Consider the following 13,937-nt stretch of genomic DNA (forward strand, 5'->3'; position numbering starts at 1 on the left):
CGGAAGAGTTCCATCTTGGCTTAACGCAAGGGTGTTTTTTAACCGGAGTATTTAGCCAAGATGTATGCAGTGTTGGGCCTAGAGAAGCGCGCCTAGACCTTGAATTAGTAAGTCTGATGTCCCAGCAGTGCCGTTGGTATCAAGGTAGCTTTTAACGATATCAATCATTGGCGCCGCTAAACTTTTAGAGATCCCGAGTTTTTCGAAGGCATCGTAGACCATCGCCCCACCTTGAAGGCTGCTACCTAAGCTGCCTGCTTTAGACAATAAACCAGATAGCCCTGAGCCACTATCAGCTGCTGGTGCAGCGCTGAGTAGAGAGTCGATACCTGGAATTGAATCTGCAATTGAGCTGAAATCGCTGCTACCTAGTGAAGATTGCGCCAAAGACAGCAGGCTACCTAAACCTCCTTCTGCTTGGCCTTGGTTTAAATCTAACTGTGACATAACCGTGCCAACTAAATCATTGCTTTGTGATTGGGTTGAAGATGTTGTTGGCGAAATAAGCTTATTTGCTTCCCCAAGCAGATCGATTTCGTAGGCGTTAACCTGCGTCGAAAGTAGGCTGAGAAGCGCAGCGAGAGAGATAGTTAAAAATTTCATATGAAACATCCTTTAAGGTTAAAGCTATTGAATTGTTATTATTGTAACGGCTTTAACAAAATAAATGTGTTTTTTTTACTTTCAAGAAATGGCTAATTGGTGATTTCTACTGTGCATTAAATACCAAATTTGGGTATCCTAAACGCTAATTTATGTTGTTCAATTTCATTCTGTGGAAACCTCTATGTCATTATCTGCCATCTTGACTCAAGCTTTTAATTTTTTTCGTAATAATATTAGTCAATTAGCGGCTATTACAGTGCCAGTGTTATTTATACAAGTTGGTATCCAGCTTTGGTTAAGTCTTGAGATCAGCACCGCTGACTTAGAAAACCCACAATTTGGTGGTAGCCATATGGCTGCCATGGTGGTGTTGCTGCTAGCTTTTTCATTTTTGATTGCTGCCTTAACACTGTTTTTGGAGATCCGCTCGCAAGGTCATAGCCCTAGTAGCGCTATGGTGTTAAAAACCAGTTTGAATTTTGTACCCCCTTTATTGTTAGCTGGGGTGTTTTCAGGATTAGCGGTTTTTGCTCCCGTGTTTATTTTGCTCGCGATTAATCCCGGCTTAGGCATTATCGGTTTGGGGATTAGTATTTACCTGTTTGCACGACTCGCTTTTGTGAACTTTATGGTTGTTGTCGAACGTTTGACACCATTTGAAGCTATTAAGCGTAGCTTTAGTTTTAGCGGTCCTATCGCGTTTAAAACCATGCTGCTGTTATTACTTTATATTCCGCTTTCTGTTGTTGGTGGCTTATTAGCTGCAGTAACTCAATTGGGTGGGTTGCCGTTGCAATTGGTTGGTGACGTAGTCGTGGCATTCTTTGGTTTATTTGTGAATGTTGCACTGTTTCGTTTGTACATGGTGTCGCGCGGAGACAGTGCGGTACCAGGTAACATCGAGCAGTAATCTCTACGCTGTTCTAATGGCGAGTGTTAAAGGTAGCATTCGCCATAATGACGTTTTAGCCACACTTTACGCGCGTGCTGTGCAGCCTAGGAGCTTATCTTGTTAAACGATATTGAATTCGTTAATCAGTTTTCAAATGAACTGGGGCAGGATTACCGCAAAGCAAAAAGCTTTGTGACAGATGTACCAACTCAGGCGTTGCTTCATGTTAGAAGTTTTAGCCATAAGCTGGTGAGCTTATTGGCTGAAGCGCGTGCGGTTCAATTTGAAAGCCCTAATCTTTACGACCGTATTGAGCTGCTCAATCAGCGACGACTTATCGATGTTAAAACGACTCGCGCATTACATAAGCTGCGCGCAGACGGTAATCGTGGCGCCCACCCAGAAAAGTATCATCTCACCTCAGAGCAATTGCAGCACTTAAGTCAGCGTGCAATTAAAAATTTATTGCAGCTGGTGGACACCTTGTTTACGCAGGTGACCCATAAAAATACTAAACCTGAATACTACTTTGAAGATTTTGACGCACTAGCAGGCCGAGATTTATGTTATCGCGCCATTATGGAACGTGATCCGGAATCACAATACCTGGTTGGAATGTCGCTTAAAACGCGTGCATTAATGCAAAGAGAGCAAGAGCTGGCGCTACAAGACAGCCGCGATGATGCTGTTGTTGAACGCTCAGCGGATTCATTTAAACAGGCTAGCTACTGGTTTTCACAAGCGGCTAATGACGATGTTAATGCGTTATATGAGTACGGAGTGTCTTTGATCCATGGCTATAGTGGAGACGTTGATGCTACTGCCGGTGAGCAAGCCATCGCCAAAGCCGCGGCGGCAGGTGTGCCGAATGCAATGGCCTTGCTGGGTTACTTTTATCTTGTGGGCAGCCAGCATTTTGAAGCTAATCTTGAGCTTGCAGAGCGTTATTTAAGTCAGGCCGCTAAGCTTGAGCAATCAGAGGCAATGGCTAACCTTGGCGTGTTGTATTACCAGCAATCCGATTTAAAAAACGCTTATCAATACATTAGCCGGGCTGCTAAAGCGGGCTTTCCTCACGCGCAGTATCATTTGGCCTTAATGTTTGCGCGTGGCGAAGGTTGCGACATTGACGCCGTTAAAAGTGAATATTGGTTAGCTGAGGCTGCCGAGCAAGGTCAGCTCGATGCTATGTTGGCTCGTGCGCAGTCTATGCTGCATGACGACACCGCTTTGGGTGAAGTCTACACGCAGGCAGAAAACTATCTGCGCGAGGTCATTAAATACGGGCACAGTGTTCCGGCGATGATTGAGCTCAGTATGGCGTTAGCCGACGGCATACTTGGGCGTATTGACGTTGTTGGCTCGGCTTCGTTGTTAAAGTTGGCACTTGAACGTGCCAGCGATGAAGAGCGTACGGTGATTGAGCCCTTGTGGGCCTCACTTGAGCAACAAGTACTTAGCGTGATGCAAATGACCACTTCGGCTGACGAGAAAGTTGCATTAGCAAAAGCGGCAGAGTTATTGAGCCGATAATGGCGCAATAGAACGAGTCATTCGCTAAGGGTTTGAAGGCTAAGTCATGCTGTTGGCCTAGAGCCATAGCTTTAGGCCTTGAGACACCAAAATACCAGTATTACTCGTTAGGGTTATGTTCGAAGGTTCGGCCTGTATGGGCAGAGCTTTGAGTGGCATGGTCTTTAAATACGGTTTGTTGCGTATCGCCTTGCTGAAATGTTTTTTCTGTTTGTTGCTTAAAGCGTGCTAAATGGCGTTTGAGAAAAACACGTCCAAAAATGCTGAGGGCAATAAAAGTCACCGCACCAATAAGCAGTAAAAAAGGTAACGCAACAAGGATGAGTGTCATCACCGCTAAACCGATGATGAATGCTAACCAGCCGCGTGAGCCAGAAAATCGATTTTGCATTGGGTTGTGTTGAAACTGGTTGAAAATCATATATTCTCCAAATTATCTTAACTGTTAGCATACACCAAATAGATGAATTGTTGCTGAATGAGCAAGCTAACAAATTTATGTTGCCTAACATTTGAGCTTAAATCACGTTAATAAAGCTTAATCTTGATCTGCTATTTTTGAATACGCTAAAACATTCTGGTTATGCTTTTACATCTGCCTTACTCGGTGAAGTGTGTTGAATAGGCAAAATTCCATTCATACCTAAGGTCTGCTCAATTAGGATCTTCTAAGGCTACAATCTGCGTATTTTTATATGCTATACAGTCTATTTATTGCGCCACCTTGTCAGTTAAGTCATTTAAATCGGGTACTTAAAAAGTTAAGTAAGTCAGCCATTGTTGCTTGGCTTAGCATTATTCCAAAAAGGAAATCCGGTAATAAAATTATATCATTTCCGTTCATACTGACGATTGATTAATATGGCCGAGTTAACTACTTATTGAGAATATAAATGCGCCGCAATTTGTTACCTGTTTTAATGCTAATGGTGGTACTTAGCCCTTTAGCAATTGATATCTACTTACCGTCAATGCCGACTATGGCCATTGATTTTGCCGTTTCTGCTAGCGAGGTCCAATCGACGTTGGTTCTCTTTCTTTTTGCTATGGGAGCTGGGCAATTATTAATAGGGCCTTTGGCTGACCGATACGGCAGACGACCTATTGCGTTAGCTGGGATTATTCTATATGGCGCGAGCAGTCTGTTTGCGGCTGTAGCGGTTGAATTTCATTGGTTGCAAGTGGCGCGAGTATTACAGGGCTTAGCTGCTTGTTCTACTTCAATTGTGGTCTTTAGCGCGGTGCGAGATTGTTTTTCAGCAAAAGAGAGTGCGCGTTACTACAGCTACCTAAACGGGATGATTTGTATTATTCCAGCGTTGGCACCATCGCTGGGTGGTTTGTTGGCATTGCAATTTGGCTGGCGTTCCACTTTTGTATTTATGACCTTGTATGCCATTGTGATTTTAACTTTTGTCGGTTACCGCCTACCTGAAACGCGACCTAAAGACACGGTGACTTCAGGGCCGTTATATCGCTGGGAGCGTTATAAGCCGGTGATTTTAGAACCGCATTTTGTATTTTATTCTGCAGTTTGTATGACGGCCATGGCCTCCATATTAAGTTATGTATCGTATGCTCCAACCTGGCTGATTGACCGTTTAGGTGTATCAGAGTTAGCTTTTAGTGGCCTATTTGGGCTCAATGCTGTAGTCAATATTATTGCGTGTTTCTCAGCACCATTAATCATTAAAAAATTGGGTAATCGTTCAACGGTTATCGCGGCATTTGTACTGATGTTAGTGACTGTGGCTTTAGAATTATTGCTATTTAGTTTTGGACCTCAAACCGGTATGGCTGCAGCGTTTAGCTTTATGTTACCCATGATGCTGCTGTGCGTTGGTTGCGCATTGTTATTTGGTCCTGCGACCAGCATGGCGTTGTCAGCCTTTGGTGAAAGAGCGGGCACTGCAGCGGCAATGTTAGGCTTTATTCAAATGAGTGGCGCTTCTTTATTGGTTGGAATTGTGCAGCAAACTGATTTGCTTGCCCCTCAAGCTGTCGCACTGGTTATGGGCGGCTTAGTAGCGATTGCACTAGTCATTATGAGCCTGTCTCGTTTGAACCATTGGCATCAAGAGCAGCACGCTGCTTAGGGTGTTCACACTTGCCCGCTAGGTGACGCTAGCTGTTATCTACCGCTTCATTAACCGGTATAGACTTTTGATCTATGCCGGTTTTTTGTTTCTATTTACTGATACAGGCTCTGCCTTGCTGAGCGCGGCCGGTTCGATGTTAGTTAAAAGCTTGAATAATGATTTAGCTGGTTAACTTATTGGTCGAATATCGATGCTTGAATTGGTATAAACTAAACGGTATTAGCTCAGTTTTTTATAGGTTTCACTTTGTCTCGTCCTCAATGTACTTCATGCCACTACCCACTTAAAGCTTGTTTATGTGCCAGCATAAAACCAATGCAGGTCACGACAGAGTTGATTGTGCTGCAAGATCCTAGCGAAGTTAATCATGCTAAAAACAGTGTGCGTTTAATGCAGCTGGTGATAGCTGACACTCAGGTATTTGTCGGTGAGACTGCGGCTGATTTTACGGCTTTGCGAGATTATCTTGCCCAAGCAGATAAACCGATTTACCTCGTGTACCCGTCAGATAAAAGTGAGTTGGCTAGTCAGCGCAGTTTTAAGGAGGACGCCATTTTGTTGTTGCTAGATGGCACTTGGCGTAAGGCTTACAAGCTGTTGCAGTTAAACCCTTGGTTGCAGGCATTTCCGGCATTGCATCTTGATTTAGACTCCGCTTCTAACTACACCATTCGTAAAGCAAGCCGTAGTGATAGCTTATCGACGTTGGAAGCCAGTGCCATGATGTTGAAGGCCATTAACCCTCAACAAGATGTCACACCGTTGACGGATGCTTTAGCTGCTTTAGTTGAGCAAAGGCTCGCTTCAATGCCAAGTGATGTGCGGGCAAGGTATCAAGCTAAATAAGATCTGGTTGCTGGTAGGTCAATGGCACCAGTGGCGGCATTGGCCTCTGTTGGATGTTAGGACTGGTGGCAGTAACATGCCTTAGCCGCAGACGGTGTCATGAATCGCAACTTCTTGAGTTATTTTTAGCTGGCTTAAGGATTCAGCAGCAAAAACATCAGCAGTGGCTGGCCAACCAAAGTAATAGCCTTGACCAAAACCTTTACCCATTTTTGAGAGTAGTATTTTTTGCGCTTGGGTTTCGATACCTTCGGCAATAAAGCGGATGTTTAGTGTATGGGCTAATTGGATCAATGCCCTACATAGCTCTTCGCCTTGTGGCTCATTGAGTCGGTGTACAAAGCTAGAGTCTATTTTTAAGTTGTCGATTGGTAAGGTGCCTAACCGCCCTAATGAGGATACACCCGCACCAAAATCGTCAATAGCAATGTCGATATTTAGTTTTTTTAGTTCATTAAGTAGCGCTGACATAAGAGCTGGTTTACGAAATAGTGCTGATTCTTCCATTTCGATCACGAGCTTGTCTGATGGGAATTGGGTTTTGTCTAACACCTTATTTAGCATGATTAAAAAATCAGGGTGCTCAAGCTGACTCGTTGACATATTAACCGTGATTTTTAAGTCTTCATTATACTGCTTATGCCATAAGCGCATCTGCGCACAAGCTTGCTCTAGTGCCCACATTCCAACGCCGACCATTGAGCCGTTTTCTTCTAATAGTGGAATAAACTCGTTAGCCTCTAATATGGTTCCGTTGCTACGTTGCCATCTTAATAATGCTTCGGCTGCAACCATTTTGTTGTTTTCTAAGTCAATAATTTGTTGATATACCAGCCTAAACTGACCAAGGCTTTGTGCATGCCTTAAGTCATTGAGTATCAGCAGTTTCTTTTCTGCTGCTTCTTTTATTGCTGTGTTATAAAATCGAATATGATTAGGGCTTTTTTTGGCTGAATACATAGCAGTATCAGCCATGCTGAGTAACTGGTTGGCCTCATGGCTTTGGTGTGGAAACATCGAAATTCCGATGCTGGTGCCTAAATAAAACTTTTGCCCGTCAATTTCAAATGGCACATCAAATAACGACAATACCCCTTCAGAAAAGGCTTCAATCTCTTGTATGTTTACACACTTGGGCAGCACTAAAGTAAATTCGTCACCGCCCAATCGAGCTATTTCGGCATCTTCAAGGCAGCAGGTTTCTAGCCTTGCTGCAACGAGTTGTAAAACTTTGTCACCTGTGGAGTGGCCAAAACTGTCATTGATATTTTTAAAACCATTAAGATCTAAAAACATCAATGCACCAATCATACTTGGGTGATGCTTAATTTCATCAATGGCTTTATTCAAAATTTTAGTAAGGTGGAATCGATTTGGTAAGCCAGTTAGCTTGTCGAACATGGCTTGTTGCATAAGCCGTTCTTCCAACTTTTTCTTTTCGCTAATATCACTGAATAAGTTTACAAAATAGACTTGGTTGTCGGCGTATATGCGGCGACAACTTTGCCATGCGGGGAATTTTGAACCGTCAGATCGATACTTCCACACTTCTCCCTGCCAGTTGCCATTATTGTTGAGCGATCTTCTGGGTAAACTATTATGGTTAAGGTTATCTAGATTAAGTTCATGGGGCGTTTTAGTCAGAATATTATCAGCACTATAACCACAAATACGACACATGGCTTTATTTACAGCCAAAATACGATGGTCTTTATCTGTTATGTACACCGCCTCGGCACTATCTTCTAGCGTAATTGACATGAGCTGCTTTGGTAGCATTTCAAAGCCATTACTTGCTTGTGAGCGACGTTTTACTCGCCTATCCATGGGGACGAATTGGATCAGTACGACATCTTCATCATTAAGTTTAAAGGGGTAAAGTGTTATTTTGGTTGGTAGTTCAGTGCCTTGCTGACTGAGGTGCAGCCAGTTAAACGAAACGATGTTACCCTTAAGTGCTTCACGTAGTTTTTGTTGCCCATAATCAACACTGCTTCTTCCAGAAGATTGTAGCCTTGGCGAAAAATCATAGGGGGTGGAGTGAACAAAGTTTTGTTCAATGCTTTCAAAATACTCTAAAGCTGCAGTGTTAGCTCCGATAAATTGGTAGCCTTTTATTAGTGCTAATGGCACCGGCACCTCGGAATTATCGAGTTGAACAAGTTGCTCTGCAAGAAAAGGGGTTGAAGATTCTAGGTTGGAATATAACTCCGACCATTTTTGCATACTCATTTATCCCTTTCCTTCGTCGCTTTATTGATGCCGTGGTTGCTTATTAACAATGATCCAATCAAAGTTTTCGCAATTGTTCTCCCTATGTGTCAAAAGTACCTTTATTTGACGCTATGTACAAATTTGTTGATGGAAAACTTGCTAAATTTTGACCTGGCGGGATGATTAACTGATTTTATAACGATTTATGCTGGTAATTACCGAGTTTTGGAATTGTAAGTCTTACTTTTTGGTGTTTTAAACTTTTTATTTGTAGCGTTAACAATGATCGTTAGATTGTATCGACTATATAATGCTAAACAAAAGCTGCTAAAAGATTTTTACTGTTGTTAGAATGTAATTTATTTATTTGGGTCGTAGGTTGTTTTTATGCTGTCAGCGAAATACTTTAAAGTTGAATTTATATGCTTGTTTATGATTTTTTTATTCGGTTTTAATACGGCTGCAGCTGATGAAGGCCGATTGGCTAACCAGCGGCACAAAGATACAAAACGCTCGCTAACGCTAGAGCAAGCGCAATTACAAAAAGCACGTGATGCAATGGCTTCAACTAATGAGCGAAATAAAGAAATTTTAGCCAATTCAACCGCAGGAGATTGGGAAGGTGAGCAGCGTGAGAAAGCGAAGCTGCATTTTAAGGCGCGAGAGTCGAGGCAAGAAAAGTATCTACGCGAAGCCAAAGAGGCAGCGGCAAAAGATCGTAAAATTCCTGATTCTCGTTAACAGATGCTCTGTGAGTTTGTATCCATTGTGTTTACTGCTTGTACTGGTATCGAGTTTGCAGCAGTCAGCTTTATATTCGTTATAAATATCTAGGCCACGTTGATCGCAATGACCAAACACATTCTGACCTTATTTCCTCATTGGCACTATAAAAATGAATTAGTTATTTGAACTACTGAATAATTCTCAACGGATTTTACTAAAAGATGAATGGAATAATAACAATGATAAATAGAGTAATCGTCGTAGTGGTTAGTGTATTAATGGCATCATGGCTGAGCTTCAGTGTGGCAGCAAAGCCAGTTTACAGTATGGTATTTTTGGACCAAGCAGAAGCTGCACAAGTACTTAAGCGAAATGACGATTTTGTTCAGCGCATTAGCCAGTTTGATATTGATGCCAGAATGAAACAAGGCACGCCACAGCTAAAAGCGGATTATCTGAATTTTGTAGCGCAGCAAACGCTAAATTGGGAGGAGAGTGAGCGGCTGGCTATAACAACGGCATTTAATAGCATTAGTGAAAAATTAAAAAGTTTGAATGTGCATTTGCCCAAGCCGATTCAACTGATCAAAACCACTGGTATTGAAGAAGGCAATGCCGCTTATACGCGTGGACAAGCAATTATTCTGCAGGCACGCCAAGTCAAGAATGAAGCTGGGTTGGCACGATTACTCGCTCATGAATTATTACATGTGTTTTCTCGGTTTAATCCCACGATTAAAGCGCAACTGTATAACGCAATTGGTTATCACTTTATTGGCGATATTGAATTTCCTACCACGTTAGTACAGCAAAAAATTACTAACCCAGACGCGCCAATTAATGACTTTGCAATACAGGTTGAGTATCAACATGAGTCAGTATGGGTTGTGCCAATTTTATATTCTGCTTTAGATCGTTACGATCTTAAAAAAGGAGGCGAGTTCTTTGATTATCTAAACTTTAAGTTCGTAGTTATAGGTCGAACCAAAGAGCTCAATTACCATGATTATAATGCACAGCAGCCGGAAATAATTGCGGTGTCAGATCTTAAGGGGTTCTTTGAGCAAGTCGGCCACAATACCGATTATATTATCCACCCAGAAGAGATCATCGCAGATAACTTTGCTTTGTTAGTAACAGGCAAGTCGCAATTAGTATCACCACAAATTACTCGCCAAATAGAGCAGGTGTTATTAAGTAATTAATACAAGTAATAAGTCACTAGGTGTTTTTGTCATTCTTGGGTTGTTGTAATAAATGGTGCAAAATAACCTTCTGCACCATTTTTTCTGTCGCATCGGTTTCATTTTTCCACGTAAGGCCGTATTGAGACTGCCCAGTTTTAGCCTCGAGGTCTTGTTGGTTTTTTACTACTGCAACGGCTTCGGTTGTCTCACTTTGATCGTCGAGTTTTAGTTGTAGCGTTAATTCGCTATCTACCTCTAGGTCGGCAATCGCCTCGCCCACAAATGCCCCGCCTTTAATCGATATATCACGTAATTCGCCATGCGAGATAACCTGTTTATCACGTGAGGTAACCAGTTTTGCTAATACCTTAACCGGTATGCGGGAATGTTGCCTCAGGGCGACGGTTTGTAGGGAATTGGGGTAATCGATAATCAGCCATCGACCTACGAGCGTGATGGTGCTTTGAATACGGGTTCTAAATGCCAAAATATTTGCGTCATGCTCATCGCTGTTAACGACTCGCATAATTACGCTTTGCTTGTCTCTGATAAATGGTGCGGCGATAGCCCATGCTTTGTCATGTCCGTGAGCCAATATTAGCGCGCGACCTGGGTCCACACCAATGAGCTTGGTGCGTAAACGAATAGCTTGAGTCGGTGTAAGAATTTGCAAATGGACTTCAGTATTGCAAGTTAAACTATCGAGTGCATTGAGCGAGTGTTCGTTCGGCATAGTGCTAGCAGCAAAGAGGTTTATAGGTGTAAGTTAACATAAGGTGTCGATTATGTTGGCATAAAATTAATGGTTTTGGCGCGTTAAATTTTAGGCCGTACAGTTTCCTATTTACTATGCGTTACAAATGATTAGTTTAGATAAATTGATTTCTACTGCGTTTTGTTTTGTTATAGCAGGTCACATATTTGATATTTGTTCGATCAAATCGATATTAGTGTTGTTGGGTGAATCGCCTAACAACATCAGTGCTCAAACAAGGAGCGAGCAATGAAGGGCTATACCAAAGCGTTGTTACTGTCTGCCAGCCTGTTATTTAGTGGCTCTGCTGTTCAGGCTACAGAAGCAAAAGACATCCAGAGTTTTTCGCTAGATAATGGCATGAAAATAATGGTCTTAGAAGACAGCTCGATACCGAATGCCAATATGTATTTGTTTTGGAAAGTCGGGTCGCGTAATGAGGTGCCAGGGATCACCGGGATATCTCATTTTTTTGAGCATATGATGTTTAATGGTGCAAAAAAATATGGGCCAAAAATGTTTGATCGCACCATGGAAGCAGTCGGTGGGGCAAATAATGCTTACACCACTGAGAACTTAACCGTTTACACCAACTGGTTTCCTGCTAATGCGCTAGAGACCATCTTTGATTTAGAAGCTGATCGTATTGAAAATCTAGATATCAACCCTGGAATGGTAGCCAGTGAGCGAGGCGTCGTCGCTTCTGAGCGTTTAACTGGTCTTGAGAATTCCAATTGGCGTAACTTACAAGAAGAGCTAAAAGGCGCTGCCTTTAGGGCTCACCCTTATAGTTGGCCGGTAATAGGGCATGAGTCAGATATTGCCGCTTGGACGTTAGAGGATTTGGTCCAATATCATAAAACCTACTATGCGCCGAACAATGCTGTTGTGGTTATCGCTGGTGATGTAAAGCTAGCTGATGTTAAGCGTTTAGCGAAGCAATACTTAGCGCCTATTCCAGCGCAAGCACCACCTAAAGCGGTTAAAACGATTGAGCCGATACAGAAAGGTGAGCGTCGTGTATTTGTTCAAAAGGCATCGGTGAGTACGCCGAATGTGATGTTGGGTTACCACGTACCTGCCAGCTCAAACAACGATTACTACGCACTGGATCTTCTATCGTCGATATTAACCTCTGGTAATAGCTCTCGTATGTACCAGGGCTTGGTTGATAAACAAGTCGCGCTAGGGGTTGAAACCTACTTGCCAATGTCTTTCGACGCCAATCTTTTTTATGTGATGGGAGTCGCGAGCCCTGGGGTAACAGCGACTCAATTAGAGCATGGCTTGATTGCTCAAATTAATACGATTGCTCATGATGGGGTAACAGATACTGAGCTTGCTAAGGTTAAAAACCTTAAACTAATGGATTTTTATCAATCAATGGAAACGATTAACGGTAAAGCAAACACCATTGGCACTTATGAATTATTTTTTGGTAGCTATGACAAACTGTTCAATGCACCTGAAGCCTATAACAAGGTTACTCCAGCGGACATTCAGCGAGTGGCTAAAACGTATTTGATCCGTTCAAATAGAACGGTTGCCGTACTAGCTGCGACGGAGGAGTCGGACAAATGAAAGTAATTAATCACGTATTCAATGAGCCAGCATGTAACCGCTTCAGCAAGTTATCTTGTATGGTTAAAGGTAAACAAGTATTGAGCGTACTCACCTTGGCCAGCCTTATGGTTTTGGGTGGTTGCGCCACTACCGACGTACATACTAAAACGGTGGATACCGGTAGTTTTAGTATGCCTGCTTATGAGCAGGTAACGCTTGAAAATGGCTTAACGATTTACTTGATGCCGCAAACAGAAGTCCCGCTTATTACCGTTAATGCCACCATCAAAGTCGGAGCCGTAAATGACACTCTTGCAGGTATGGCGCAAGTGACTGCTGCCAGCTTAATGCTAGGGGCGGGAGGTCAATCTAAGTTAGCGATAGAGCAACAAGTTGATTTCTTAGGCGCTAACCTTGCTAGTGGAGCGGGTAAAGAGGGCAGCTACTTACAGGCTGACTTTATGGCTAAAGATGCCGAAACCATGTTGCCATTAATACAACGTATTTTGTTGTCTCCTGATTTTGACGTAACCGAGTTTAACAAGCTTCGCCAACGAAAAATTGCTGGCCTTGGACAATCTAAAGAAAGCCCACGTGCGGTGATTAACCGTTATTACGACAAGTTAATTTTTGCTCAACACCCTTATGGTAATGCGGTTTCTGGTAACACTCATTCGCTTGCGCAACTGGATGTGCCGCAAGTACGCGCCTTTCATCAACGATTTTACCAACCAGCCAATGTTGCCATTAACGTAGTCGGTGACTTTGATACTGCAACAATGAAAGCAGAGCTCAAAAAGTTATTTGGACAGTGGCAAAATACCGCTACCGTCAGTGCGCTAAACCTTAAACAAAACTTGCCAGTATTAGACCACAGCAAGGTACTTTTAGTTGATAAAGGCGATGCCGTTGAAACCACATTTTTAATCGGTGGTAAAGGCGTTAGCCGCGACAACCCAGACTTTGTTGGTTTAACCGTGATCAATACAATTTTAGGTGGGCGATTTACCTCATGGTTAAATGATGAATTACGCGTAAATGCTGGCCTAACTTATGGTGCTCGTTCGGGTTTTACTGCTTACTCTGCAGCTGGTACATTTAAAATTAGTACCTTTACTAAAACGGCAACCACTAAAGAGACCATTGATTTAGCTCTGAAAACTTATAACCGTTTGTGGGATAAAGGGCTTGACCAAGCGACACTCGATTCAGCTAAGGCGTACGTAAAAGGGCAGTTTCCGCCCAAGTACGAAACCAGTGGTCAGTTAGCTGGTTTAATGTCGGATATGTACCTTTTCGGCTTTGATGATGCCTTTATTAACGAGTTTCAAACTAAGGTTGATGGTTTAACACTGCAAGAATCGCAGCGTTTAATTGATACTTACTTTCCTAAAGATAACTTACAATTTGTGATTATCGGTAACGCAGCTCAAGTTGCGCCTATTGCTAAGCAATATGGCACGGTTACGCAAGTTGATATCAAAGCTGTGGGGTTTGGTGACTAGAACGCCCAATAA

12 protein-coding genes are annotated in these 13,937 nt (G+C 42.6%); 8 read left to right on the forward strand and 4 right to left on the reverse strand.

The window, feature by feature from the left end; all coding sequences use genetic code 11:
* Positions 1-78: 78 nt before the first annotated feature.
* Positions 79-603 carry a DUF2780 domain-containing protein gene (locus tag RGE70_RS01065; RefSeq protein WP_310469706.1) on the reverse strand — a complete coding sequence of 175 codons (525 nt, stop codon included), beginning with the start codon at positions 601-603 and terminating at the stop codon, positions 79-81.
* A gap of 184 nt (positions 604-787) precedes the next feature.
* Between RGE70_RS01065 and RGE70_RS01070 the strand changes: the two genes are divergently transcribed.
* Positions 788-1,516, forward strand: coding sequence for a hypothetical protein (locus tag RGE70_RS01070; RefSeq protein WP_310469707.1), 729 nt, complete (start codon positions 788-790; stop codon positions 1,514-1,516).
* A 99-nt stretch (positions 1,517-1,615) separates the two neighbouring features.
* Positions 1,616-3,031, forward strand: a complete 1,416-nt coding sequence (locus RGE70_RS01075; protein WP_310469708.1) for a DUF4145 domain-containing protein — start codon at positions 1,616-1,618, stop codon at positions 3,029-3,031.
* A 100-nt stretch (positions 3,032-3,131) separates the two neighbouring features.
* On the opposite strand, the gene RGE70_RS01080 is transcribed toward RGE70_RS01075, so the two are convergent.
* Positions 3,132-3,452 (reverse strand): hypothetical protein, encoded by a 321-nt coding sequence (locus RGE70_RS01080; RefSeq protein WP_310469709.1) that lies wholly within the window; start codon positions 3,450-3,452, stop codon positions 3,132-3,134.
* Between the two features lie 472 nt (positions 3,453-3,924).
* Between RGE70_RS01080 and RGE70_RS01085 the strand changes: the two genes are divergently transcribed.
* Both RGE70_RS01085 and RGE70_RS01090 read left to right on the forward strand, forming a co-directional pair.
* Entirely contained in the window at positions 3,925-5,127 is a 1,203-nt protein-coding gene (locus tag RGE70_RS01085) for a multidrug effflux MFS transporter (protein WP_310469710.1), read from the forward strand.
* A 249-nt stretch (positions 5,128-5,376) separates the two neighbouring features.
* On the forward strand, positions 5,377-5,976 hold the full coding sequence (locus RGE70_RS01090; RefSeq protein WP_310469711.1) for a tRNA-uridine aminocarboxypropyltransferase: 600 nt from the start codon (positions 5,377-5,379) through the stop codon (positions 5,974-5,976).
* An 81-nt stretch (positions 5,977-6,057) separates the two neighbouring features.
* Here the strand turns inward: RGE70_RS01090 and RGE70_RS01095 are convergent, their stop codons facing one another.
* Positions 6,058-8,202, reverse strand: a complete 2,145-nt coding sequence (locus tag RGE70_RS01095; protein ID WP_375087922.1) for an EAL domain-containing protein — start codon at positions 8,200-8,202, stop codon at positions 6,058-6,060.
* Between the two features lie 420 nt (positions 8,203-8,622).
* Between RGE70_RS01095 and RGE70_RS01100 the strand changes: the two genes are divergently transcribed.
* Together RGE70_RS01100 and RGE70_RS01105 are read left to right on the forward strand one after the other, a co-directional pair.
* Complete coding sequence (locus RGE70_RS01100) at positions 8,623-8,931, forward strand: hypothetical protein (protein ID WP_310469713.1); 309 nt, start codon at positions 8,623-8,625, stop codon at positions 8,929-8,931.
* 224 nt (positions 8,932-9,155) lie between these two features.
* Entirely contained in the window at positions 9,156-10,121 is a 966-nt protein-coding gene (locus RGE70_RS01105) for an eCIS core domain-containing protein (protein WP_310469714.1), read from the forward strand.
* Between the two features lie 16 nt (positions 10,122-10,137).
* Here the strand turns inward: RGE70_RS01105 and RGE70_RS01110 are convergent, their stop codons facing one another.
* Positions 10,138-10,836, reverse strand: a complete 699-nt coding sequence (locus tag RGE70_RS01110; protein WP_310469715.1) for a flagellar brake protein — start codon at positions 10,834-10,836, stop codon at positions 10,138-10,140.
* Between the two features lie 270 nt (positions 10,837-11,106).
* Here RGE70_RS01110 and RGE70_RS01115 point away from each other — a divergent pair, with 270 nt between their 5' ends.
* Positions 11,107-12,438 carry a M16 family metallopeptidase gene (locus RGE70_RS01115; protein ID WP_310469716.1) on the forward strand — a complete coding sequence of 444 codons (1,332 nt, stop codon included), beginning with the start codon at positions 11,107-11,109 and terminating at the stop codon, positions 12,436-12,438.
* A 59-nt stretch (positions 12,439-12,497) separates the two neighbouring features.
* Positions 12,498-13,925, forward strand: a complete 1,428-nt coding sequence (locus RGE70_RS01120; protein ID WP_310472885.1) for a M16 family metallopeptidase — start codon at positions 12,498-12,500, stop codon at positions 13,923-13,925.
* Positions 13,926-13,937: the final 12 nt, after the last annotated feature.

Origin of the sequence: Shewanella youngdeokensis (assembly GCF_033180165.1) — a bacterium.
GTDB classification, from domain to species: domain Bacteria; phylum Pseudomonadota; class Gammaproteobacteria; order Enterobacterales; family Shewanellaceae; genus Shewanella; species Shewanella youngdeokensis.

Excerpts from the sequence above, each read along its gene's own strand:
- RGE70_RS01100 (WP_310469713.1), top strand. The coding sequence starts at position 8,623 with ATGATTTTTTTATTCGGTTTTAATACGGCTGCAGCTGATGAAGGCCGA.
- RGE70_RS01115 (WP_310469716.1), top strand. The coding sequence starts at position 11,107 with ATGAAGGGCTATACCAAAGCGTTGTTACTGTCTGCCAGCCTGTTATTT.
- RGE70_RS01095 (WP_375087922.1), bottom strand. The coding sequence starts at position 8,202 with ATGCAAAAATGGTCGGAGTTATATTCCAACCTAGAATCTTCAACCCCT.
- RGE70_RS01110 (WP_310469715.1), bottom strand. The coding sequence starts at position 10,836 with ATGCCGAACGAACACTCGCTCAATGCACTCGATAGTTTAACTTGCAAT.
- RGE70_RS01065 (WP_310469706.1), bottom strand. The coding sequence starts at position 603 with ATGAAATTTTTAACTATCTCTCTCGCTGCGCTTCTCAGCCTACTTTCG.
- RGE70_RS01080 (WP_310469709.1), bottom strand. The coding sequence starts at position 3,452 with ATGATTTTCAACCAGTTTCAACACAACCCAATGCAAAATCGATTTTCT.
- RGE70_RS01070 (WP_310469707.1), top strand. The coding sequence starts at position 788 with ATGTCATTATCTGCCATCTTGACTCAAGCTTTTAATTTTTTTCGTAAT.
- RGE70_RS01120 (WP_310472885.1), top strand. The coding sequence starts at position 12,498 with ATGGTTAAAGGTAAACAAGTATTGAGCGTACTCACCTTGGCCAGCCTT.
- RGE70_RS01105 (WP_310469714.1), top strand. The coding sequence starts at position 9,156 with ATGATAAATAGAGTAATCGTCGTAGTGGTTAGTGTATTAATGGCATCA.
- RGE70_RS01085 (WP_310469710.1), top strand. The coding sequence starts at position 3,925 with ATGCGCCGCAATTTGTTACCTGTTTTAATGCTAATGGTGGTACTTAGC.